22 protein-coding genes are annotated in these 23,271 nt (G+C 30.1%); 14 read left to right on the top strand and 8 right to left on the bottom strand.

The genetic code is table 11. The annotated features are described in order from the left end of the window. The first annotated feature begins 17 nt into the window (after positions 1-17). Together EV143_RS14380 and EV143_RS14375 are read left to right on the top strand one after the other, a co-directional pair. Positions 18-1,163: a glycosyltransferase gene (locus tag EV143_RS14380; protein WP_133508638.1), complete on the top strand. Its 1,146-nt coding sequence runs from the start codon at positions 18-20 to the stop codon at positions 1,161-1,163. A gap of 26 nt (positions 1,164-1,189) precedes the next feature. Continuing rightward, positions 1,190-2,404, top strand: a complete 1,215-nt coding sequence (locus EV143_RS14375) for a glycosyltransferase family 4 protein (RefSeq protein ID WP_133508637.1) — start codon at positions 1,190-1,192, stop codon at positions 2,402-2,404. Between the two features lies 1 nt (position 2,405). On the opposite strand, the gene EV143_RS14370 is transcribed toward EV143_RS14375, so the two are convergent. Continuing rightward, complete coding sequence (locus EV143_RS14370) at positions 2,406-3,362, bottom strand: glycosyltransferase family protein (protein ID WP_133508636.1); 957 nt, start codon at positions 3,360-3,362, stop codon at positions 2,406-2,408. 171 nt (positions 3,363-3,533) lie between these two features. Here EV143_RS14370 and EV143_RS14365 point away from each other — a divergent pair, with 171 nt between their 5' ends. Continuing rightward, entirely contained in the window at positions 3,534-4,412 is an 879-nt protein-coding gene (locus tag EV143_RS14365) for a hypothetical protein (protein WP_133508635.1), read from the top strand. Positions 4,413-4,598: 186 nt separating this feature from the next. On the opposite strand, the gene EV143_RS14360 is transcribed toward EV143_RS14365, so the two are convergent. Together EV143_RS14360 and EV143_RS14355 are read right to left on the bottom strand one after the other, a co-directional pair. Continuing rightward, on the bottom strand, positions 4,599-5,549 hold the full coding sequence (locus tag EV143_RS14360; protein ID WP_133508634.1) for a hypothetical protein: 951 nt from the start codon (positions 5,547-5,549) through the stop codon (positions 4,599-4,601). A gap of 144 nt (positions 5,550-5,693) precedes the next feature. Beyond that, complete coding sequence (locus tag EV143_RS14355) at positions 5,694-6,770, bottom strand: glycosyltransferase family 4 protein (RefSeq protein ID WP_133508633.1); 1,077 nt, start codon at positions 6,768-6,770, stop codon at positions 5,694-5,696. Positions 6,771-6,855: 85 nt separating this feature from the next. Between EV143_RS14355 and EV143_RS14350 the strand changes: the two genes are divergently transcribed. Further along, complete coding sequence (locus tag EV143_RS14350; protein WP_133508632.1) at positions 6,856-7,620, top strand: lipopolysaccharide kinase InaA family protein; 765 nt, start codon at positions 6,856-6,858, stop codon at positions 7,618-7,620. Here EV143_RS14350 and EV143_RS14345 read toward each other — a convergent pair. Beyond that, the gene (locus EV143_RS14345) at positions 7,601-8,374 is read right to left on the bottom strand and encodes a glycosyltransferase family 2 protein (protein ID WP_133508631.1); all 774 of its coding nucleotides are present in this window, start codon (positions 8,372-8,374) and stop codon (positions 7,601-7,603) included. The genes EV143_RS14350 and EV143_RS14345 overlap by 20 nt on opposite strands. Before the next feature lie 16 nt (positions 8,375-8,390). Continuing rightward, complete coding sequence (locus EV143_RS14340) at positions 8,391-9,455, bottom strand: glycosyltransferase family 9 protein (protein ID WP_133508630.1); 1,065 nt, start codon at positions 9,453-9,455, stop codon at positions 8,391-8,393. A gap of 128 nt (positions 9,456-9,583) precedes the next feature. Here EV143_RS14340 and EV143_RS14335 point away from each other — a divergent pair, with 128 nt between their 5' ends. Next, the gene (locus tag EV143_RS14335; RefSeq protein WP_133508822.1) at positions 9,584-10,336 is read left to right on the top strand and encodes a glycosyltransferase family 2 protein; all 753 of its coding nucleotides are present in this window, start codon (positions 9,584-9,586) and stop codon (positions 10,334-10,336) included. Positions 10,337-10,414: 78 nt separating this feature from the next. Here EV143_RS14335 and EV143_RS14330 read toward each other — a convergent pair whose 3' ends face one another. Further along, positions 10,415-11,230 (bottom strand): 2,3,4,5-tetrahydropyridine-2,6-dicarboxylate N-succinyltransferase, encoded by an 816-nt coding sequence (locus tag EV143_RS14330; RefSeq protein WP_133508629.1) that lies wholly within the window; start codon positions 11,228-11,230, stop codon positions 10,415-10,417. 288 nt (positions 11,231-11,518) lie between these two features. Between EV143_RS14330 and EV143_RS14325 the strand changes: the two genes are divergently transcribed. The 3 genes from EV143_RS14325 to EV143_RS14315 all read left to right on the top strand — a co-directional run bounded on the left by EV143_RS14325 (position 11,519) and on the right by EV143_RS14315 (position 14,378). Next, positions 11,519-12,154, top strand: a complete 636-nt coding sequence (locus EV143_RS14325) for a PAS domain-containing protein (protein ID WP_133508628.1) — start codon at positions 11,519-11,521, stop codon at positions 12,152-12,154. 189 nt (positions 12,155-12,343) lie between these two features. After that, complete coding sequence (gene ruvX / locus EV143_RS14320) at positions 12,344-12,760, top strand: Holliday junction resolvase RuvX (protein WP_133508627.1); 417 nt, start codon at positions 12,344-12,346, stop codon at positions 12,758-12,760. A 121-nt stretch (positions 12,761-12,881) separates the two neighbouring features. Continuing rightward, a complete protein-coding gene (locus EV143_RS14315) occupies positions 12,882-14,378 on the top strand; it encodes a malate:quinone oxidoreductase (RefSeq protein WP_133508626.1) in 1,497 nt (498 codons plus the stop codon). Between the two features lie 40 nt (positions 14,379-14,418). Here the strand turns inward: EV143_RS14315 and EV143_RS14310 are convergent, their stop codons facing one another. Continuing rightward, positions 14,419-16,641 carry an FUSC family protein gene (locus EV143_RS14310; RefSeq protein ID WP_133508625.1) on the bottom strand — a complete coding sequence of 741 codons (2,223 nt, stop codon included), beginning with the start codon at positions 16,639-16,641 and terminating at the stop codon, positions 14,419-14,421. A 197-nt stretch (positions 16,642-16,838) separates the two neighbouring features. On the opposite strand from EV143_RS14310, the gene def reads away from it, so the two are divergent. The 5 genes from def to mazG all read left to right on the top strand — a co-directional run bounded on the left by def (position 16,839) and on the right by mazG (position 19,904). Beyond that, the gene (def, locus tag EV143_RS14305; RefSeq protein ID WP_133508624.1) at positions 16,839-17,429 is read left to right on the top strand and encodes a peptide deformylase; all 591 of its coding nucleotides are present in this window, start codon (positions 16,839-16,841) and stop codon (positions 17,427-17,429) included. Between the two features lie 68 nt (positions 17,430-17,497). Further along, entirely contained in the window at positions 17,498-18,001 is a 504-nt protein-coding gene (locus tag EV143_RS14300; RefSeq protein WP_133508623.1) for a DUF5606 family protein, read from the top strand. Positions 18,002-18,236: 235 nt separating this feature from the next. Next, positions 18,237-18,812: a carbonic anhydrase family protein gene (locus EV143_RS14295; protein WP_208111281.1), complete on the top strand. Its 576-nt coding sequence runs from the start codon at positions 18,237-18,239 to the stop codon at positions 18,810-18,812. A 20-nt stretch (positions 18,813-18,832) separates the two neighbouring features. Then, on the top strand, positions 18,833-19,045 hold the full coding sequence (locus EV143_RS22005) for a carbonic anhydrase family protein (protein WP_208111285.1): 213 nt from the start codon (positions 18,833-18,835) through the stop codon (positions 19,043-19,045). An 88-nt stretch (positions 19,046-19,133) separates the two neighbouring features. Then, complete coding sequence (gene mazG / locus EV143_RS14290; RefSeq protein WP_133508622.1) at positions 19,134-19,904, top strand: nucleoside triphosphate pyrophosphohydrolase; 771 nt, start codon at positions 19,134-19,136, stop codon at positions 19,902-19,904. Here the strand turns inward: mazG and EV143_RS14285 are convergent, their stop codons facing one another. Continuing rightward, the gene (locus tag EV143_RS14285) at positions 19,905-20,585 is read right to left on the bottom strand and encodes a Crp/Fnr family transcriptional regulator (protein ID WP_133508621.1); all 681 of its coding nucleotides are present in this window, start codon (positions 20,583-20,585) and stop codon (positions 19,905-19,907) included. A 200-nt stretch (positions 20,586-20,785) separates the two neighbouring features. Here EV143_RS14285 and EV143_RS14280 point away from each other — a divergent pair, with 200 nt between their 5' ends. After that, entirely contained in the window at positions 20,786-23,173 is a 2,388-nt protein-coding gene (locus EV143_RS14280; RefSeq protein WP_133508620.1) for a heavy metal translocating P-type ATPase, read from the top strand. Positions 23,174-23,271: the final 98 nt, after the last annotated feature.

Genomic DNA, 23,271 nt, shown 5'->3' with positions numbered 1-23,271 from the left:
AAATAAAAACTATTAGAATGCGTATTTTATATTTCTATCCTGAAAATCCTTTATCATTTACTCAAGGAAACAATGCAAGAGCATTTTCATTGTTACAATATTTTAAAAGTCGCCATATTCATATCGATTTTATTGGTGAAGAATCTAAGGAATTTGGTGAAGATTCGATAAATGAATTAAAAAGAAATGATTTAATCAAAAACGGATATCTTTTAAGAAAAGAAAAGAAAAGCAGTAATATTGTTAAATATTATCTGAATTATTCTTTTCCAAAAAAGTTCAATAATAAGTTTAAAGATTTTGACCGAACAAAATTTGGATACAAAGAGCAATTTTCAAAAATAGTAAGAAATAATGAATATGATATTATAATCATTTCATATGTTTATTGGTCTCCACTTTTAGATACTTTAACAAAGGGAAGCAAAACAAAATGGATTGTGGATACACATGATTTTTTAACCTCTCAGTTTCAGGATCATAAAAAATTTGCTTTAGACAGGTATTTTAAAAGAGAAATCCATTTGATGAAAAAATTTGATGATGTCTGGGTAATATCAAATGAAGAAAAATATATTTTTTCTCAGTTTGTCAAAAGTTCGGTAAGTTTAGTTACCCATGGGTTGCCTAATAACATTGAAACTTCATCAAAAACAGAGAAAACTATTGATGTTGTATATGTTGCCAGCGAAAACTTTCACAATATAAAATCAGCAAATTGGTTTTTTAAAGAAGTATACCCTTTATTATCACCGAATATAAAAATTACAGTAGTTGGTAAAATTGGGAGTCATATTCCTAAATTTGAAAATGTTGAAAAATTACTTTTTGTAAAAGATTTAGATGAAGTTTACAAAAAATCCAAAATCACGATCTGCCCAATGTTATCAGGTACAGGAGTAAAAATAAAAGTAATAGAAGCATTATCGCACGGAATACCTGTTGTTTGTACAGAAAGAGGTGTTGATGGCTTATTAAACAAAACGAATAACGGATGTTTAACTACAAATGATTCTTCTTTGTTTTCAGATTTTATTACTAACCTTTTAAAAGATGATGTATTTTATAAGCAGAATCATTTAGAAGCCAAAAGGTTTTTTGAGGATAATTTTGATGTCAAAAAAACATACAAAGTACTTGATAGTATTTTTACAGTAAATTAAAATAATAAAACATAATCCATTTTAAAATGCTCAAGTCAATTAAGTTATATTTTAGGTTAAAATCATTAGCCAAAAAGCTGAAAAAACAAAAAAAGGAAGTTGATTTTACAGGTGATTTGAAATGTAAGACAAACGTTATTATTATAGATACTAAAGTTCCGGAATATAATAAAGATTCAGGTTCCAGACGATTAACAGAAATTGTAAAATTGCTTATTAAAAATAACGTCGGTGTTTTTTTAATGGCAGATTTTAAAGAATATCGTTTTACAACAGATTATGTACAGTATTTTAAAGATTTAGGCGCAATAGTTTATGAGCCAGGCATAGATAAATACGGGAAATTAATTTCTAAAAATGATTTTATAAAACAGGTTCTTCCTTTTGCAGATTTTGTATGGCTGCACAGGCCCGAAATTTTTGCAAAATATTATCCGGTTGTAAAAAAAATGAAACCTGCTGCGAAAGTGTTTTTTGATATGGTTGATTTTCATTATCTGAGATTTAAAAGAGAATCAGAGCTGACTGGCAATTCTGATATTTTGAAAAAGGCTGATAAATTCCTGAAACTTGAACTTGACAATTGTAGAAAAGCAGATAAAATTATTGTAATTTCTGATCTTGAAAAGGAAAGCTTAAAAGAATTTTATAATGAAGATTCTAAAATAATCAGCATTGGAAATATTCACCAGTTTATCGAAAATAAAAATCCAGTTTCTTTTGAAAACCGTAAAGATTTATTGTTTATTGGCGGCTTTGATCATAAACCAAATGTAAATGCTGTAAACTATTTAGCAGAAGAAATTATGCCTTTATTATGGAAATCAAATCCGGAAATTTCAATTTCTATTATAGGAAGTAATCCTCCGGAAGAAATAGAAAAGTTGAATTCTGAAAAATTCAGAATTGTAGGTTATGTTGAAGATGTTTCTCCTTATTTTTTAAACTCACGAATTTTTGTCGCACCGCTTCTTTATGGTGCAGGAATTAAAGGTAAAATTGGGCAGAGTTTAGAATTTGGACTTCCGTTGGTTACAACGAATATTGGAGCCGAAGGTTTTAATTTTGAAGAAAATAGAAATATCACGGTTGGAAATACCAGCCGGGAAATTGTTGATAATATAATCTCATTATACCAAAATAAAGAACTTTGGGAAAAAATAAGTGCTGATTCAAAAAAGGTAATCGAACCTTTTTCAAATTATACAATCGAGCAGAAAATAGTAAGTTTGATTAAATAATTTATTCAAGTTTAAATACTGTTTTTACCCAGTTTTCGATCGTGTATTTTTTATACATTTCGTCACTTAATGGCTCGTAAGGCGTTGCGAAAAAATCAGGATTTATATTTATAGGTTTATTTTCATCAAGAATTAAAATGTTATTTGGGTTGTAAAAATCGTACTGACTAATAGACTTATTTGTTGTAATGATTTTTCGCTGCATAGCCAAAGCTTCAAATATTCTAAAACTTAATCCGTTATGACCATGTCTGATTAGATCAAGAAAAACTTTTGAATTTTCTAAATCATTTTGCAAGTCTCCTTGGAAAATATGTTTTTTAGAATAGATAATATTTGAATTAATGTTTTTAGGTTTTCTTTTTCCAATAAGTAGAAACTTAAATGGAATTTTTTGTTCCGATAAATGATTAGCAAGATTATTTAAAAATGAAAGGCGCTCATCGACAGAAATAATGATAAAAACATTTTGATTGGTTTGATGTGCTTGAATTTCTTTTTTGTCAATATAGATGTAATTTGTAATAAAGTTGAAGCCAAACTTTTGGCAGTCATCCAAATCAAATGAAAAGATTTGGTCAAATACGCCATCAAGTAAATAATCTATAGGAAAGCGTGTGCAGCTATCATATAGGTAAGAAATATATTTGTTGGTATGTTTTTTGATCTCTAAATGAGTTTGCTTTGTGAAGCAATCTGGACGTATTACCAAAATTATATCATATTGTTCTTTCTTTATAAAATGAGAAAGAACATGCTTTTCCATTTCTATTTTTTTTATGTTTTTTTTGAAAATTAATTTGTTAAAAAAATTTGTGATCCTATCAAAAACTGAGGAGTATTTGTATTTGAATTGTGAGATATCAATATGGTCAACCTGAACATTTCTCCTTTTTAATTCTAAGACAATATTTTGATCAAAGTTGAAAAAATCAAAGCTGAGGATACAAATTTTCATAATTAATTGATTTTTAATATAATATTTTAATGAAAAAGTTAGTTTTCATTAAACAAGATTTAGGTAGAATAAGAAAGAAAATAATAGAATTTTTGAAAATATATTCTTTTTAACATTTAACAAAAATAGATATTAATTACTAACTTGCAACAAGTTTTATAATCAATCTTAATGAGAGGAAAAATACAAATAGGCTATTTAGTTTCATATGATTATGAATTATTAAAGAATTCCATACCGACAATATATAGTGAGGCTGATGCAATTTTCTTAGCAATTGACAAAAACAGACAGACTTGGAAAGGAGAATCTATTTACATTGATGATTCTTTTTTTAAATGGATTAAAGAGTTTGATGTTGAAGAGAAAATAACTATTTATGAAGATGTTTTTTATGTTCCCAATTTAACAACAATGGAATGTGAAATTAGAGAAAGAAAAATGCTTGCTCTAAAAATGGGAATTGGAAATTGGATTATTCAAATTGATAGCGATGAATATTTTGTTGATTTTAAAAAATTTGTATCTAATTTAAGGAAATACGATTCTTATCTTATTAATCCTGAAAAAAAACCTATACAAATTTGTGCTTTTTGGGTTATGCTATATAAATATACCGATAATGGAATTTTATATGTAGATAAGCCTTTAAAGGCGATTTTTGCTACAAATTATCCAAATTATAAAAATGGTAGAAGAATTAAAGGACGCCAGATCTATACAAATAATATTGTTTTGCACGAATCTTTATCAAGAACAGAGGATGAATTACGTTTTAAATTCGAAAATTGGGGACACAATACAGATGTAAATAAAGACTTTTTAAGTAAATGGCTGGCTGTTAATGAAAATAATTATAAAAAATATAAAGACTTTTATTATTTACAGCCTAAAAGGTGGAAAAAATTAGCATTTTTTCCCACCAAGAACATTTCTGAAATAAATGATATCATTCAAAAAGAAAAAAAATTGAATGTATTGAACTCTGTACTTTATGTAAAAAATTTAGGGCATTTGATTAAGTATTTATTAAAAAAGATACTTGAATAATGTATTTATAAATTTTAGTAACTTTTACTTGAAAAATGCAAATTTATTGGTAATAATTAACTTTCGTTTCCGCCAATTTATAGTAAGGAATTTTATCATATAAAAATGCGTTTATCAAAAAATTTCCAATAAGAGGTAAGCGAAATCTTTATTGATGCATCATGTTGGAAGTTTTAAATGTTACTTTCAGAAAATGACATTCTCAACCCAACCTTCTAAAGTGTATTTTTCAAAAATTGATTCTGGCAGCTTTTCATAATCATTTTCAAAAAATTCTACAGGTATAACGGGATTTTTTTCGTCAATTATTAGAATATTATTAGGATTGTAAAAGTCATAATTTATTATATCTGAGTTTGTTGTAATAAGCTTTTTTTGTAAACCTAAACTTTCAAAAACTCTAAATGTTAATCCAATCTGCCCTTTTCTATTGATATCTAACAGAACTTTTGATCGGCTTACGTAATAATCTACTTCTGATAATGGCAAGAATTTATTAATATAAGTAATATTTCCATCAGAAGATTTAGTTTTTTTCGAATAAGTAATAAACTTGAAATTTATTTTTTTAGATTTTAATTCTTCAGCTATTCGTACTAAAATTGGTAATCTTTTATCAATTGAACCAATAGTAAAAACATCATATTCAAAATTGCTTATGTTTGTAATGGTTTCATTACTAGTATAGATCCAGTTAGGAGCGAATTTAAGTTTAAAATTTTTGCAATCTTCTTTCTCGAATGAATAAACCTCATCAAAATACGGAATTACTTGTTTAATGTTAGGGCAACGATGAATATTATCATTAAAAAAACCGATTGTTTTTTTAGCGTATTTTTTAAATTCTAATATACTTTTAGGATCGATGAAGTCACCTTTTATTGTTAGAATTACATCTTGAATTTGCTTATTTTTTTGTAGTTCTTTTATTATTTCTTTTCCATGATGTTGGTGCTTTAAATTTTTTTTAAAAAATGCTTTTAAAATAAAATTATGGACTTTATGGAGAAAAGAAGGGTATTTATATTTATAATATTTAAAATTAATATGCTGTACCGTATGTCCTTGTTTTTGCAGAGTCGATGTGATATAGGCGTTGAGTCCTAAATTATCGAGACTTATTAGGGTTATATGCATAAATTTTATTGTTATATATCTATTAAAATTATTAAATTATAGCTGTAATGATTCTTTATAGATTCAAAAGTTATCTGTAATTAAAATATTGAAGTTTTTAATTCGATAAATAGTATGATTTATAAAAAACATGTTGTAATAATATCAAAGTAAAATATTATTATAGACCTTAAGATACTCAGCTGCTGCCACTTTCCAATCAAAATTTGAAGCTCTTTCTTTTAAAAGTATTTCGCATTCTGGTTTATTATTTTCATAATGATTTAATCCTTCAAAAAGCACTATTTTCATATATTCAGGATCAAAATTAGTCCAATAATTTGCAGCGGTTCCGCCAACTTCTGGTAAAGAAGTTTTATCAGACAAAAAAACAGGTTTTCCAAAACTCATTGCCTCAATAGGAGGTAAGCCAAAACCTTCTCTTATAGAAGGAAAAAGAAAAGCGGTACAGTTTTTCATGAAAAATTGTTTGCCCTCATCAGTAACTTTTCCAGTTAAAAAGATCTGATTTCCTAAGCCATTTTCATCAATTAATTTTTTTATTTCCTCACCGTATTCTTTTGCATTATTACCTGAAATAATTAAATTATAGTCTTTTATTAACTTCATCATATTAATAATAGAGCCGTAATTTTTTCTTTCTATAAAATCTCCAATTGTATAAAAAAATGGTTTGTCAACAGGAACATTTGGCACATAAAAAGAAGTATCGAGTAGCGTTGTAATAGGATTTCCATTATAAATTACATATTCAGGAACATCCGGAACGGTAAAATATTTATGAGTTTGTTTTTTTGAAAATTCAGAAATGTAAGTTATTGCGGTTGCTTTGTTTAGTTTTTTTAAAAAGAGTTTATTTCGCTTATGATTTATGTCTTCTGATACCTCCTCAGTAAAATTTACATCATGAATAGTCAGCAAATATTTTTTACAATTAAAAGGTTCCACTTTTGTATTCTGATTTACAGAATGCCATAGGTCATATTTTTTTCGAATTCTAAAAATTTCCAATCTTGACAAACTGGTATATTGGTTATAATCGAATTTTTTACCAAATTCACTTTTAAGAAGTTTGACATCTCCTGTATTCAAAGTTAGTTTCATGTCTTCAAAATTCAACTCAGATAAACCTTTAATTAACTCATAATTAAATGTTCCTAGACCTCCTGCTCTGTTATTGATATTATGTGTTTCTAAAAAAACACTTTTTTGATTTGACATTTTCTAATTTTTTTTACGAAAATACAATATTAATTTGAAGTGTTAAATTGTATGTGTATTTTTGTTGTTCATAAAAATATTCTAAATGAATTTTAAAGTAAATCATATTTTTAATAACGAGGCTGAATCCATTCTTCACAGTATTAAAAATTTTAATAATTCAGGTATTCTTTTTGGTAACGGGCAGCGTAATATCATAAAATTATTTGATTTAAGTGATAAAACAATTAATATTAAGTCCTTTAAAATTCCCAATTTAATAAATAAGGTAGCCTATAAATATTTTAGAAAATCTAAGGCAAAACGATCTTTTGAATATGCAACAATTTTATTAGAGAGAGGCATTGGTACGCCTCAGCCTATAGCTTTTCTTGAAAACTTTAATTGGTTTGGTTTAAGAGACAGTTACTATGTAAGCGAACATTTAGTAACTGAGTTAACGTATAGAGAACTGGTAGAAATTCCGGACTATCCTGACGGCGAAAATATATTAAGACAATTTACCAGATTTAGTTTTGAGCTTCATGAAAAAGGAATTGAATTTTTAGATCATTCTCCAGGAAATACTTTGATTAAAAAGAAAGAAGACGGAAATTATGAATTCTTTTTGGTTGACTTAAACCGAATGGAATTTCATGAATCGATGACTTTTGAAATGCGAATGAAAAATTTGTGTCGCTTAACTCCTTTAAAAGAAATGGTTGCAGTAATGAGCAACGAATATGCTAAATTATACAGTGAATCTGAGGAAAAAACGTTTGATACTTTATGGAAGTATACTGCTGATTTTCAGGAGCAATTTTATAGAAAAAAACGCTTAAAAAAGAAACTTAAATTTTGGAAGAAGTAATTCGGTAGAGTTCTTTATACCGAATAAAAATACTATAAGCATTTAGATAACATATTGTAATTCCTTTTGTACCATCTAAAATGCCAAGCCTAATTAAATATTGATATAAAAAAGTATAGGTAGGATGGAAAACAAGCTTTAAATAGGTTGGTTTTTGTCCTTTTTTATGTTTTTCGTGTGCTTTTAAAATGCCATAATTATACATTTTCGTTTTGTAATCCTGATATGAAGTATATGAATAATGAATAATTTTGTTTTTTAAAGTAGCAACTCTTCCATTTACGATAAGTTTCTCATGAACCATTCTGTCCTCGGTATACCTGCAATTTGATTTTTTAAAAAGCCTGAAGATCTTATCAGTTTGCCAACCGCTAAAACGTAATTTTCTTTTCTTGAACATAAAAGTCCGGTAGATCAAATAAGCGTTTGCGGCGTTACTTTCATTTATTGTTTCAAGAATTTCAGATTTCAAATTGGGAGTTAGTTTTTCATCAGCATCAATAAATAATATCCATGAATTTTTTGCCTGGTCTAGACCAAAATTGCGTTGTAATGTATAATTAACAAATTTATTCTGGATTAGTTTTGCATTTTGAAATGAGTTAACAATAGCAACCGTCTGATCCGTACTGTATGAATCTATTACGATTATTTCATCGGCAAAATCAATATCTTCAAGCAATGATTTTATGTAGCGTTCTTCGTTTAACGTGATGATTAAAACGGATAACTTTTGCTTTTCATTAGGGCTCATCTGATATTTTTACTTTTCAATTTTTATATTCTTGAAAATAAGTCTCTAACTTTTCGAGCATTAGAGGTAAAGGATATTCAGCATAATATTCAAAAGTATGCTCTTTTATATATTGTTCAGTATGCTGTTCGTAAATTTCAGGCTTAAGATCTTTTAAATGAATCGAAGCGTTTTTGGCCTCATTTTCAAATAATTGCCATGTCTCTTTTCTAACAGAAGGTGTAAATATCGAGAATGTCGGAATATCTAATGCTTTAGCCATGTTTACTGCTCCGCCTTCGTTACCAATAAGCATTTCACATTGTGATAGTAAACTCAAAAAGGGACGTAATTCGGTACAATACAAATCAAAAATAATGTGCTTTTTTGTTTCTTCTGAACAATAATTATATACTTCCAATGCAAGATCTTTTTGAAAAGGTACATAGTTGAAGATAATCGTAGCATTGGTTTTGGCAACGGTAAAATCTATAATTTTTGCCATTCCTTCTAAAGGATAAGTTTTATAAACTTCGCTTCCTAAAATGCCAAACATAATTAAAGGTTTACTGCTGTCGACATTATGAGTTTTCAAAAGATTTTTTGCTTCTTGAATTTCTGATTCTTTTAAAAATATCTTTGGTTTTACATCTGTAATTTTTTCAGAAATAAAGGGTTTAAGCAGTAATAATCTATTTTCAATTGCTAATCCGTGTTCAGATTCTACAGCATCAAAACGTTCGTAGGTGTAATTGTAGAATATTTTTGTGTACCATTTATGATAAGAAACTTTGTATTTTGCTCCTGAAAATAAAGTGATTAAATTGGTTTCTAATTTTGAATATACATCAATCACGGCATCGTATTTTTTTCTACGAATTTGAAAAATAAATTTAAACAAAGAAGGAATTGATTTTCTTACCTTATTTGTTAATGGAATAATTGTATCAATATTTGGATTTTCTTTTAGTACATCCACAGAATTGGGATAGCACATATAATCTATCGCAGCATCCGGAAACTTAGTTTTTAAGTTGTTGCAAATTATGGTACTTGTTAATACGTCTCCAATTCTTTTTTGCTGAATGATTAATATTCTCATTATTTTCGTGTTCAATTTTCAAGGCTAAATTACAAACTATTTTATGAAGTGTGCAACCGTAATGGGAGAATAAGAGTAAACTAAAATAAAAAAGTTATATTTTTGTGGTTAATAAATTAAATTTTGCAATGGAAATTAGCGGTCTGGTTATTACTTTTAATGAAGAAAAAAACATAGGAAAATGCATAGATGCTTTACTAAAAGTTTGTGACGAAGTAATCATAGTAGACTCTTTTAGCAAAGATCGTACAGTTGAAATTGCTAAACAAAAAGGAGCAATAGTAATTGAGCAGGCTTTTTTAGGTGATGGGCCACAACGCACACATGGTTTGCCTTATTGTAAAAATGACTGGATTTTAAATCTTGATGCTGATGAATTTCTGGATAAAGATGCCGAGCAATTTATTTTAATTAAAAAATATCTTGAAGGAAATTATGATGCTTTTAGTTTCAGGGTAAAAAACTTTTTAGCAGATAAACTTATCGATTTTTCAGGATGGTATCCGGATCACAAAGTTCGTTTTTTTAATAAGCAAACTGCACATCCTTCAGACTCAATTGTACATCAAAAAATAATAACTCAAAACGAGAAAAAAGTAGCTGTACATATATTACACTACGGTTGGGAGTCATTAGATCAGATCATTGCAAAAAAGAATCAATATTCTGGCTGGCACGCACAGCAATTGTTTGATCAGGGAAAAAGAGTAAATGCATTTAAACCAATTCTTAACGGAACAGTTGCTTTTATTCGCTGCTACTTTTTTAAGAAAGGTATCTTTAATGGCGTGGACGGATTGTCAATTGCAATGATCCAGAGTTTCTTCTCTTACATGAAATATGCAAAGCTTTTAAAACTTCAGAAAAAGAATAAATTATAAAACTTCCAAAAAATGAAAATTCCAAATTCCAATTGATAATGATTGGAATTTGGAATTTTTTATTTGGAGTTTAAAAAATTAAACAGCTACATCATATTCGCGAAGTGCATTGTTTAATGAAGTTTTTAAATCTGTAGATGGCTTACGAGTACCAATAATCAAAGCACATGGAACCTGAAATTCTCCGGCAGCGAATTTTTTAGTATAACTTCCCGGAATTACAACAGAACGTGCAGGAACAAAACCTTTCATTTCAACAGGCTCATCACCAGTAACATCAATAATTTTTGTTGAAGCAGTCAAACAAACGTTAGCGCCAAGAACAGCTTCTTTACCAACGTGAACTCCTTCTACAACAATACAACGAGAACCAATAAAAGCACCGTCTTCAATAATAACCGGAGCAGCTTGCAATGGCTCTAAAACACCACCAATACCAACACCACCGCTTAAGTGAACATTTTTACCAATTTGTGCACAACTACCAACAGTTGCCCAGGTATCTACCATTGTTCCTTCGTCTACATAAGCACCAATATTTACATAACTTGGCATTAAAATAACACCGCTCGAAATATAAGCTCCGTAACGTGCAACAGCATTTGGTACAACACGAATTCCTTTTTCAGCAAAACCTCTTTTTAGCAACATTTTGTCGTGATATTCGAAAATGCCAGACTCCCATGTTTCCATTTTTTGAATTGGGAAATACATAACAACCGCTTTTTTCACCCACTCGTTTACTTGCCACTTGTCGCCAACTGGTTCAGCACAACGTAATTTTCCAGCGTCTACTAATTCAATAACTTCTCTAATAGCATCAGTTGTTGTAGTTTCTTGCAATAAAGCTCTGTTTTCCCAAGCTTGTTCAATTATAGTCTGTAAAGAATTCATAAGTTTTAATTTTTTGCAAAGATAGCGTATTTGGGCAAAAGCAAAAAAGTAAAACCCTTTGAAAATGTTACAGATTTAACTTTTTGTTTTTAATTTGATAAATAAAATAATTATTAATTTCTTTTATTAATGAAACAAACCACCTCTATAAGTTTTTTTACTATCAGAATATGACAAAAGTCAGGTTTTGTCTTCTTACTTCAGCTTAATTTCGCCTTAGGTTTTTTGCAATACAAGATGCGAATTATCAAAATGCAAATTCAAAAACAAAAGCTTTAATCCATACACATGAATCAGGAAAATCAACTTCAAAAACAAGAAAGAACTATTATCGATAAAGAAGTCTCATGGGACAAAACTCAGGTAATCATGAGTAAAACAAATGCATTCGGGATTATTGAATATGCCAATGAGATATTTGTCGATGTTTCAGGTTATGAAGATTATGAATTAATGGGGCAGCCTCATAATATTATTCGCCATCCCGATATGCCAAGAGTAATCTTTAAGGTGTTATGGGAAAATCTTAAAAATGGTAAAAACTTTCATGCCATTGTAAAAAATCTAGCCAAATCAGGAAGATACTACTGGGTAATTACTGATTTTGAAATTTCGAGAGATGAAAATGATGTTATTGTAAACTATTTTGGCAGAAGACAAGCTGTACCTCAAGAAGTTATTGCACTTCACATTGAACCTTTATATAAAAAATTGTTGCAAATTGAAGCAGCAAGCGGAATAGAATTTAGCGAAAAATACCTGATAGGATTTTTAGAAGAAAAAGGAAAAAGCTATGTCCAATATATTAAAGACCTGATTTTTGAACAAGAAAAAGGACACGCAAAATTTGATCAATATGAAGAAAAACATGTTGAAGAAGACGAAGAAGAAAGAGGCTTTTTTAGCCGTTTATTTAATAGGTAATAATTATTGATTTTTTAGGTTTTGAACACTTGGAGTAAATCCGTTTTGAATTTTCAAAGCGGATTTTTTATTTGAAGATTGAATATAAATTAACTTGATTGAATATATTTTAGACTTAGTTTTTGTTTATTTATTTGTTTCATGTTCAAGATTATAAATTTCCTTTATATCTTTGATAAAAACTACAAAATGCCAAGAATCCTCTCTATAGATTACGGACAAAAACGAACAGGAATTGCTGTTACAGACGAAATGCAAATTATAGCTTCGGGTTTAACAACTATTCCGACAAACACTTTAATTGATTTTTTGAAAGACTATTTTACCAAAGAAAAAGTCGAAGCAGTCTTAATTGGTGAGCCTAAACAAATGAATGGGCAGCCATCAGAAAGTGCATCAATAATTAAAGGTTTTGTAACTCATTTTTCAAATATTTTTCCGGATATGAAAGTGGTCCGCGTAGACGAGCGCTTTACTTCAAAAATGGCATTTCAAACTATGATCGACAGCGGATTGAGCAAAAAACAACGTCAGAATAAAGATTTAATCGACGAAATTTCTGCTACAATAATGCTTCAGGATTATCTTTCCTCAAAAAGATTTTAGAATTTTCTTTCATTAATCACAATTCATTTTATTTTTAAGAAAAACATAACTTTTATCATGTCAAATTAGTTTTTTTTTGCAATTATAAAAATTACCTTTGCATTTTAAAATAAATACTGTTATGCCTGACGAAACGATACGTTCTAATAGTGATGTAGTACTAATTGGAGCTGGAATTATGAGCGCCACTCTTGGACTAATTTTGAAAGAGTTACAACCCGATATTAAAATTGAAATTTACGAAAGATTAGATATTGCTGCAGCCGAAAGCTCTGATGCTTGGAATAATGCAGGAACAGGACATTCTGCCTTTTGTGAACTTAATTACACTCCCGAAAAGGCAGACGGAAGTATTGATCCAAAAAAAGCAATAAGTATAGCAGAATCATTCGAGGTTTCTCGTCAGTTCTGGTCGTATTTAGTGCAGGAAAATAAAGTTCCATCTCCTGATAATTTTATAAAAAGTGTCCCTCACATGAGTTTTGTTTGGGGAGATAAAAATGTTGAATATCTTAAAAAGAGATTCGATACTTTGCAAAGCAATCCAATTTTTTCTCAAATGACTTTCAGTACAGATTTTGAGCAACTAAAACAATGGATGCCACTTGTAATGGAAGGCAGAGAAACTAACGAAAAATTAGCTGCAACCCACATGCCTATTGGTACTGATGTGAATTTTGGTGCTTTAACCAGAAGTATGTTTAATTACTTAGAAAAGCTGGATGGAGTAACTTTGCATTATAATCATGAGGTTAGAAAATTAAGACAGCGCGAGGATAAATCGTGGAGAATTAAAATTACTGATTTATCAAACGATACAACAAGAAAAGCATATACTAAATTTGTATTCATTGGTGCAGGTGGAGGTTCATTGCCATTATTAGAAAAAGCAAATGTACCTGAAGGAAACGGTTACGGAGGTTTTCCGGTAAGCGGGCAGTGGTTAAAATGTACAAATCCTGAAGTAATTGCAAAACATCAGGCAAAAGTTTACGGAAAAGCAAGCGTTGGAGCACCGCCAATGTCAGTTCCACATATTGATACACGTGTAATTGACGGAGAAAAAGCATTGCTTTTTGGACCTTTTGCAGGATTTTCAACCCGTTTCTTAAAAAACGGATCTTATCTTGATTTACCATTATCTATAAAAGCAAACAATTTAATTCCGATGTTATCAGCGGGATTTCACAATATTCCACTAACTAAATATTTAATCGAGCAAGTTCGTCAATCTCCAAAAGACAGAATGAATGCGCTTCGTGAATATTTACCAACAGCACGTTCTAAAGACTGGAAATTAGAAAGAGCAGGACAACGTGTTCAGGTAATTAAAAAAGACGAAAAAGAAGGTGGAGTTTTAGAATTTGGAACTGAAGTTATTAATACACATGACGGAACTTTGGCCGTATTATTAGGAGCTTCTCCGGGAGCATCAACAGCCGTTTCGATTATGATCGATTTAATTAGCAGATGTTTTACAAATCAAATTAAAACACCGGAATGGGAATCGAAAATGAAAAATATGATTCCGTCTTACGGACAAACTTTAAACGACAAACCTGAGTTGTTATCAGAAATCAGAAAACATACTTCTGATGTATTGAAATTGACTAATTAATAACTCAGATAATATTATAAAAGCAATAAATCCAGATGAATTAATCTGGATTTATTGCTTTTAATTCTTTTGTAATTTTTAAAATCTTTTCTGCCATATTACTCATCCAGATCAATTGCTCAATAACCATTTGAGCTTCCTGCATTTTGGCCTGGCGTGTTTCTTTATCCAACTCGTCATCTGTTGCCAAACGCGAAAAATGGACGCGCTTAAGCTCTTCAAATTGCAAAGTCACATCTTCCTTCTCAAAAAAAGTATCAACTATAATTGTTTCATTTTTTAAAATAGAAATCGATTGTTCCAGATTAGATAAAATGGTTTTTATAATATAATTAAACGAATCTGAAGCCGATGTTGTCTGGTGAGATTGAATATAAGTTGACAAGGAAGCTAGTGCAGACAGAAGTGAATGATTTAAAACCACCAATTTATTGACTAACGGAAGCGTTTTTTGCTTTGATTTCGGTTCCTGCATCATACGCTGAAATGAAGTCATTAAATTACCAATTTCAACAAAAGCATGTTTTCTTGATAATCTGTATGAAGTTGGAACTTCTCCTTTTTTATTATAAAAATCAGCTATCTCTTTAAGATAATTTTTATTCGCCCGAATTGAATTTTCGATATGAATAGGCGTATTAATAAATTCCCACGCCGGCCATAAAAACTGATTGGCTAAAAACGCTAAAATAGCTCCTGTAAGCGAATCTAATATTCTAAACTGAATTACTTCGACAACATTAGGCGTTAGAATTCCGTAAATAAAAACAACATACATCGTGACGAAAGTGGCACTTATTTTATAGTTAATTTGCGTAAACGAAATTCCGAGCAACATACAAACAATAGAAAAAATACTCAATGCAACGTGATTCTGAACCAAGGATACAATTCCAAAAGCCAGTAATCCTCCCAAAATAGTTCCGAAGATTCTATTGTATGATCTTTCTTTAGTCAAACCATATCCGGGACGCATAATTACCACGATAGTCAACAAAATCCAATATACATTCTGAAACGGCAGAAACTTTCCAATCACAAAACCAATCAAAATAGTAATCGTCAATCGCAAAGAATGCCTGAAAATAGAAGATGAAAAACTCATGTTTTCTATCAAGGTTCGTATTGGATAATATTGCGGAGTTAAGAATTTTTCTAACTCTTTATCCTTGTCTTTTAATTTATAAGATTGCATGGCCAGAGAGAAAGCTCTTTGAATAATCTTGATTTTCCCGACCTGGTTTTTAGCATATTTCAGCATATTGGTCAACATCAAAACGCCTTCCGCAGCTTCGTCTTTTCCTAATGTTTTTTCATAATCAAAAATCGCAAACTCAAGTGCATCCAGTTCATTTTTCAAATCATTTTTGTCAACATAAACTGCGATTTGATGTACGTTTTTTGAAAGCTTTTTTAAGGTTGAAGCCAGTTTGTAAGCTACATTTTGGTACGTTCTTAAAACCTCAGGATATTTATTAAATTTTTCATGAAGTTTACTGTGGTCAAATGAAGTGTATAAAGCCAGTTCCTGAATTTCTATTAAAGTAATAAAAACTAACAGCATCTTTCTGTTCTGGCTATTTGCTGCAGAAGTATTCTGGTTTCCGATTAAAACCTTTCTTAAATCTTCATTTATCAAATTTAAATCAACCTGAAGCGCTAATTGTTTTTCAATAATAGCCGTTCTGTTCGCTTCCGGACTCCATAAATTACCCCTTAATTTTAAATATCTTGCAGTTAATCTTATGCCATCAGAAATTTGCAATTCGACATATTTATAAGGTTGTATAAAATGAAATACAAGCGATACAATTAAATACAAAATACCTCCAATAAAAATAAATCCGGAATATTCTACGGCTTCCCAACCCTGATGCAAATGACCAAAAGATAAAGAAATAGAAAGCAAAGCCGAAAATGAAACTAAAGTTGCCCGTTGTCCGTAAACAGAAATCATCGAACATAAAAATAACAGAAATCCTAAAAACGGATAAAAGAGAAATGGAAAAGGATAAGCAAAATTCACTAATAAATTTACGCCCGAAACAATAAAGGAAGCAACAATAAGTCCCTTTATCTTATGGCTCAAAGTACTTGGGATATCACTGGGATACGTGTAAAAAGCTCCCAAAGCAATAGTAAAACCAATTTCAAAATGTCCTAGATAGTTCAAAATTACAACAGGAACAACAGAAGCGATAGTTACTTTTGATGCATTAAAAAATGAAGTACTGTTTATAAATTTTGAGATTCGATCGAACATATATTGCGGTTTATAGCAAAAGTACGAATTGTACGAATTAATTTGGCATAATTATAGATGAGATTTTAGGAAGCTCACAAAAATGCGTTATAATATGTTGTTTAGAATTATTCGTTGACTATTTTTTACTATTTTTGCCAGCTGAATTAGAAGATAAAATTCAGTGTTTTCAGTAGATAATACTTAAATTAATACAAATGATTTTACCAATTGTAGGATATGGTGATCCGGTTTTAAGAAAAGTGGGTGAGGCAATTACGCCAGATTATCCTAACTTAAAAGAAACAATAGCAAACATGTATGAAACCATGTATAATGCTTATGGCGTGGGACTGGCTGCACCGCAGGTAGGCGTAGCGATACGATTATTTGTTATTGATACGACTCCTTTTAGCGATGATGAAGATTTGGCGGCAGATGAGCAAAAAGATTTAAAAGGTTTCAAAAAAACTTTTATCAATGCTAAAATTGTTAAAGAAGAAGGTGAAGAGTGGAGTTTTAACGAAGGATGTTTAAGCATTCCCGATGTTCGCGAAGATGTATACAGAAAACCAACTGTTACGATCGAATATTGTGAAGAAGATTTTGTAATCAAAACCGAAGTTTTTGATGGTTTAATTGCAAGAGTTATTCAACATGAATACGATCATATCGAAGGAGTTTTGTTTACCGATAAAATATCTTCATTGAAAAAGCGTTTGATTCAAAAGAAATTAAAAAATATCACAGAAGGCAAGACTTTTCAGGAATACAGAATGAGATTTGCTGCGGCAAAAAAAGGGAGATAATTAATGTTCTAACATAAAAAGAGCATTAGAAAAATAGAAAAGAATTCTTAATACTAATTTTAATAAACATGAATTTAGAGAAAATTTTAGCCATTTCTGGGAAACCAGGTTTATATGTATTGAAAGTGCAAACTCGTACAGGTTTTGTGGCAGAATCATTATTAGACGGAAAAAAAGTTACTGTTAGTTTAAAAAGTAACGTAAGCTTACTGTCTGAAATTTCAATTTATACTTACGAAGGAGAAAAACCTCTAACGGATGTTATGCAACGTATTGCAACAAAAGAAAACAAAGGTCAGGCTCTTTCTCATAAAGAAGATAATACTAAATTATCAGCTTATTTTAAAGAAATTTTGCCGGAATATGATGAAGAAAGAGTTTATCCTTCTGATATTAAAAAAGTATTAAACTGGTACAACACACTTCAGGCAAAAGGTCTGGTTACTGATTTAGCGCCGGCTCCAGCTGAAACTAAAGAAGAAGCTCCTGTTGCAGAAGAAAAAGCTAAAAAAGCACCGGCTGCAAAAAAAGCACCAGCTGCTAAAACAGCAAAAGCTAAAAAAGAAGAATAGTAGTTAACTACATTTCAAATATATAAATCCTGTTAAGATCTTTCTTGACAGGATTTTTTGTTTTTAATAATTAGTACGATTGTAATTGTAAAAGAAATAAAAACATTATTTTTGTAAGAAAAATAATGATACATCAAAACAAGATTTAAACTTAAATTTTTTAATTAAATAAAAAATAGTTTGTTATTTTTTATGTTGATTTATAACGGAATATTAATATTTATTTCAATTGACTATGAGAAGTATAAAAACAACATTAGTGACAGGTTTAGCTGCATTTGTAATTACGGCTTGTAATAACAAACCTAAAGAAACTGAAAATTCTGTAACATCTTCCGATTCAACAAAAACAGAAGAGCATCATAAAAAGCATTGGAATTATGAGGGAGAAACTGGACCGGAAAATTGGTCAGAAATTGATCAGAATGATTGTGGAGGAAATGCACAATCACCAGTTGATATTGTTGAAACAGAAAAAGATAAAACCTTAAAACCAATTGAATTTCATTACAATCAAAAAACAAAAATTCATGACGTTATAAATAACGGACATTCTATTCAGTTTGATTTTGAACCCGGAGATTATGTTGTTATCAACGGAGATCAGTATGAACTTAAACAATTTCACTTTCATGAACCGGCTGAACATACTATAAAAGGTGTCAGATATCCATTGGTCATTCATATGGTTCATAAAAGCAAAGAAGGAAAATTTGCTGTTTTGGCGATTATGGCTCAGGAGGATAAAAAAGCAATGAAACTTTTGAGTTTCTTGATAAATATTTACCAACAAAAGTTAATGATACTGTAAAGGTTAACAATGATTTTAATATCAATAATGTTCTTCCTCAAAATAAAACTTACTATACGTATACAGGTTCATTGACAACTCCACCTTGTACAGAAGGAGTTCAATGGTTTATTTTTAAAAACCAAATCGATGTTTCTATCAAAATGATTAAAGATTTGAGAAAAATAATGCCACTTAATAATTTCAGAAATGTTCAGGAATTAAACGGAAGGAAAATTAAAGAATCAATCTAATAAAAAAGAAGGCATAATTTGCCTTCTTTTTTTTGACATAATATAATACTCAATAAATTATTCTAATTTTGGATTATAAAATAAAAAGATGAGCAAAGAACTTCAACTAAAAGCTTTCGAGAGATTATTAATTATCATGGATGAGTTGCGCGAGCAATGTCCGTGGGATAAAAAGCAAACTTTGCAAACACTGAGACATCTTACTATCGAAGAAACTTACGAATTAGGAGATGCCATTTTAGACAATGATTTAAACGAAGTAAAAAAAGAATTAGGTGACTTGTTACTGCATATTGTTTTTTACGCCAAAATAGGTTCAGAAACCAATGACTTTGATATCGCTGATGTTTGTAATGAAATATGCGAAAAACTAATCCATCGTCATCCTCATATTTACAGCGATACAGTTGTAAAAGATGAAGAAGAAGTGAAACAAAACTGGGAAAAATTAAAACTAAAAGAAGGCAAAAAATCAGTTTTAGAAGGCGTTCCTAAAAGTTTGCCTGCATTGGTAAAAGCAAGTAGAATTCAGGATAAAGTAAAAGGAGTTGGTTTTGATTGGGAAGAACCACATCAGGTTTGGGATAAAGTCCAGGAAGAATTACAAGAATTACAAGTCGAAGTTAATGCTGGCGATCAGGATAAAATAGAAGCTGAATTTGGCGATGTTTTGTTTTCGATGATCAACTATGCCAGATTTTTAAATGTAAATCCTGAAGATGCTTTAGAGCGAACTAATAAAAAATTCATCAAGCGTTTTCAATATTTAGAAAGCAAAGCGGGTGAATCAGGGAAACCTTTAATGGACATGACTTTGGCAGAAATGGATGTGTTTTGGAATGAAGCTAAAAAACTCTGATTATTCTGCGAGTTTTTTTAAAGCCTTTATATTTTTCAGAACAATCTTTTTACCCGATAACTCTATCAATTCTAATTTATTAAAATCAGATAATAAACGAATACAGCTTTCAGTTGCAGTTCCTATCATTCCGGCTAATTCTTCTCTGGTAAGCTTCACTTTTAAGGTGTGATCTGTATTCTCGCCAAAAGTATGGTGTAGGTATAATAAAGTCTCAGCCAATCGTTGTTTTACTGTTTTTTGAGCCAATGCAATTTTGTCGTTTTCGGATTCTTTTAAATCTTCACAAACAGATTGCATCAGGTTCATAGAAAATTGATTGTTGTTATTAAAAAAGTGGATAATTTCAGATTTTGGAATAAAACAAACTTCCATATCAGCAATAGCTTTTGCAGATAAATTGGCTGGTTCGTTGCTAATCATAGAACGCTGGCCTAAAAGCTCTCCTGATTTAACCAATTTTACAATCTGATCTTTTCCGTTTGCGCTCAGTTTCGATAGTTTTCCAACCCCGTCTTTTACACAAAAGACACCGTTAGTTACTTCACCTTCCTCAAAAATAGCATCACCTTTTTTTATCTTGTAAGTTGTTTTGCTGTTGGCTAGTTTTATAACTTCATCTTTACTTAGGGCTTTCAAAGAAGTTAATTGTCGAACGATACATTGGTCGCATTTATTCATGACAAAAATTTTGAACAAAATTAACCATTATTCATATCTAAAAGCTTAATTATTTCAGAAAAGAATAAGAAATAATCTAAATAAAAAATTTCGCTTTTTTATTTTTAGTAAATTAGAATCTTATTTTATTAAAGCATGATAAATGTCATATTTATAGTCTTTTGTAATATATAAACTTTGCAAAAGTTAAAAAACAAATTATGAACGAGCAAGGTTGTTTTCATTGTGGTTTGACCATCGCTAAAAATGAAGAAATCAATTTTGATGAAAAAAAGTTTTGTTGTAACGGCTGCAAAACAGTCTACGAAATTTTTAGCCTTCATGATTTAACCTGTTATTATGACTTTGAAAAATCGCCCGGCGCCACTCCGCAAGACATTCAGGGAAAATACGATTTTCTCGATAATGAAACTATATTGTCAAAAGTACTGGAGTTTCAGGAAGGAAATACAGCCATTGTTTCACTAAATATTCCACATATTCATTGTAGCTCATGTATTTGGATTCTTGAAAATCTTAATAAACTACAATCAGGTATCAATATTTCTCAAGTTAATTTTCCTGAGAAAAAAGTCCGTATCACCTATAATTCTGATCTGGTTTCACTAAAAACTATTGTTTATATGCTAAGTTCAATTGGCTATGAACCTTATATTAGTTTAGAAAATTATGAAACAGGAAAAAGCAATGTCGACCGAACGCTGACTTATAAATTAGGAGTTGCATTTTTTTGTTTTGGAAATATTATGCTGCTCTCATTTCCCGAATATTTTGAAATAAAAGAATTTTGGCTCGATAATTATAAGCCCTTTTTCAGAGCTTTAATTTTTGTTTTATCCTTACCCAGTTTTTTATATTCCGCAAGCGGTTATTACGTTTCAGCCTATAAAAGCATCAAATCTAAAATGTTGAATATTGATATTCCTATAGCGTTAGGAATTATCGTAATGTTTATTCGAAGCACGTTTGATATGCTTATGGATTATGGGCCTGGTTTTTTTGACAGCTTAACCGGTTTAGTTTTCTTTATGTTGCTCGGAAAAATGTTTCAAATTAAAACCTACAGTTTTCTAAGTTTTGAAAGAGATTTTAAATCCTATTTTCCAATTGCCGTTACCCGAATTAATGCAGATACTTCTGAAGAAAGTGTACCAATTTATGACATTTTAAAAGGGAATAGATTATTGATCAGAAACCAGGAATTGATTCCGGTTGATGGTATTTTAATTAGCGAAAAAGCCGAAATTGATTATAGTTTCGTTACCGGAGAAGCAATTCCCATCACTAAAAAATCCGGAGATAAAGTATTTGCCGGAGGAAAACAAATTGGAAAAGTGATCGAAATGGAAGTATTGCATTCTGTTTCTCAAAGTTACCTCACTCAATTGTGGAGCAATGAAATTTTTCAGAAAAATGTACAGCAAAAACACAAAACAATTACAGATACTATTAGTAGATATTTCACACCAATATTATTGCTAATTGCTTTTGTCGGTTTTGGTTATTGGATATTTATTGATGCCAACACAGCGTTTAATGTATTTACAGCAGTATTAATTGTGGCCTGTCCTTGTGCGCTCGCATTGACAGCACCGTTTACTTTTGGAAATATTTTACGAATTTTAGGAAAGCAAAAATTGTATCTTAAAAATGCATTGGTAATAGAACAATTGGCCAAAGTTGATACTATAGTTTTTGATAAAACAGGAACTATCACAACGCATAAAAAGGCGAATATTACTTATGATGGAAATATAATATCAGAAGAAGATAATATACTTATAAAAAATGTTCTTCGCGGATCCAATCATCCGTTAAGCCGAATGTTATATGATTTTTTACCACAAACAACGAAAATTAAAATTGAAGATTTTCAGGAAATAACCGGAAAAGGAATTCAGGCTTTTGTTGAAAACAAGCAAATTGTGATCGGTTCTGCTTCATTTATTGAAGCTCCAATTTCAGATTCATCCGATATAGAAACCACTTCACTTCATATCAAAATTGATGGAATTTATTATGGAAAGTTCAACTTTAAAAACCAATATCGTGAAGGTCTTGAAGAGCTGTTTTTAAAACTTAGTAAAACCTATCAAATAAAAATATTGTCAGGAGATAATGATGGCGAAAGAGCCAATCTTGAAGCTTTATTACCAAAAAACACGCAGCTTATTTTTAATCAGAAACCGGAACAAAAATTAGATTTTATAAAGGCTTTGCAGCAAAATGGACAAAATGTAATGATGGTTGGAGATGGTTTAAACGATGCCGGAGCTTTAGCACAAAGTAACGTTGGAATTTCAATCTCAGAAAATGTCAATGTTTTTTCTCCAGCCTGCGACGCTATTTTAGCTGCAAGTGAATTCTCAAAACTGGACTATTTTTTAAAAGTATCACACAAATCAATTACAATAATTAAGATGAGTTTTGGTTTGTCATTACTCTATAATATTGTTGGGCTTTCCTTCGCAATTACAGGCAATTTACTCCCTTTGGTCGCCGCCATAATCATGCCTTTAAGTACTATTACCATAGTAAGTTTTGTAACAATTATGACTAACTATTTAAGTGTCAGAAAATTAAAGTAAGTTTTTTGCTACAGTAAAGAATTTTTTATTAATTTTAACATTCTTCTCTGACCATGATATTTATCATGTTTTAAACGCCTGTAACCTAGTAATTTTGT

The organism is Flavobacterium chryseum, assembly GCF_004362015.1.
GTDB lineage: Bacteria > Bacteroidota > Bacteroidia > Flavobacteriales > Flavobacteriaceae > Flavobacterium.
Note: the sequence above shows the minus strand (reverse complement) of the source record. Positions and strands in the feature narration are given on the sequence as shown.

Excerpts from the sequence above, each read along its gene's own strand:
- EV143_RS14380 (WP_133508638.1), top strand. The coding sequence starts at position 18 with ATGCGTATTTTATATTTCTATCCTGAAAATCCTTTATCATTTACTCAA.
- EV143_RS14375 (WP_133508637.1), top strand. The coding sequence starts at position 1,190 with ATGCTCAAGTCAATTAAGTTATATTTTAGGTTAAAATCATTAGCCAAA.
- EV143_RS14370 (WP_133508636.1), bottom strand. The coding sequence starts at position 3,362 with ATGAAAATTTGTATCCTCAGCTTTGATTTTTTCAACTTTGATCAAAAT.
- EV143_RS14365 (WP_133508635.1), top strand. The coding sequence starts at position 3,534 with ATGAGAGGAAAAATACAAATAGGCTATTTAGTTTCATATGATTATGAA.
- EV143_RS14360 (WP_133508634.1), bottom strand. The coding sequence starts at position 5,549 with ATGCATATAACCCTAATAAGTCTCGATAATTTAGGACTCAACGCCTAT.
- EV143_RS14355 (WP_133508633.1), bottom strand. The coding sequence starts at position 6,770 with ATGTCAAATCAAAAAAGTGTTTTTTTAGAAACACATAATATCAATAAC.
- EV143_RS14350 (WP_133508632.1), top strand. The coding sequence starts at position 6,856 with ATGAATTTTAAAGTAAATCATATTTTTAATAACGAGGCTGAATCCATT.
- EV143_RS14345 (WP_133508631.1), bottom strand. The coding sequence starts at position 8,374 with ATGAGCCCTAATGAAAAGCAAAAGTTATCCGTTTTAATCATCACGTTA.
- EV143_RS14340 (WP_133508630.1), bottom strand. The coding sequence starts at position 9,455 with ATGAGAATATTAATCATTCAGCAAAAAAGAATTGGAGACGTATTAACA.
- EV143_RS14335 (WP_133508822.1), top strand. The coding sequence starts at position 9,584 with ATGGAAATTAGCGGTCTGGTTATTACTTTTAATGAAGAAAAAAACATA.
- EV143_RS14330 (WP_133508629.1), bottom strand. The coding sequence starts at position 11,230 with ATGAATTCTTTACAGACTATAATTGAACAAGCTTGGGAAAACAGAGCT.
- EV143_RS14325 (WP_133508628.1), top strand. The coding sequence starts at position 11,519 with ATGAATCAGGAAAATCAACTTCAAAAACAAGAAAGAACTATTATCGAT.
- ruvX (WP_133508627.1), top strand. The coding sequence starts at position 12,344 with ATGCCAAGAATCCTCTCTATAGATTACGGACAAAAACGAACAGGAATT.
- EV143_RS14315 (WP_133508626.1), top strand. The coding sequence starts at position 12,882 with ATGCCTGACGAAACGATACGTTCTAATAGTGATGTAGTACTAATTGGA.
- EV143_RS14310 (WP_133508625.1), bottom strand. The coding sequence starts at position 16,641 with ATGTTCGATCGAATCTCAAAATTTATAAACAGTACTTCATTTTTTAAT.
- def (WP_133508624.1), top strand. The coding sequence starts at position 16,839 with ATGATTTTACCAATTGTAGGATATGGTGATCCGGTTTTAAGAAAAGTG.
- EV143_RS14300 (WP_133508623.1), top strand. The coding sequence starts at position 17,498 with ATGAATTTAGAGAAAATTTTAGCCATTTCTGGGAAACCAGGTTTATAT.
- EV143_RS14295 (WP_208111281.1), top strand. The coding sequence starts at position 18,237 with ATGAGAAGTATAAAAACAACATTAGTGACAGGTTTAGCTGCATTTGTA.
- mazG (WP_133508622.1), top strand. The coding sequence starts at position 19,134 with ATGAGCAAAGAACTTCAACTAAAAGCTTTCGAGAGATTATTAATTATC.
- EV143_RS14285 (WP_133508621.1), bottom strand. The coding sequence starts at position 20,585 with ATGAATAAATGCGACCAATGTATCGTTCGACAATTAACTTCTTTGAAA.
- EV143_RS14280 (WP_133508620.1), top strand. The coding sequence starts at position 20,786 with ATGAACGAGCAAGGTTGTTTTCATTGTGGTTTGACCATCGCTAAAAAT.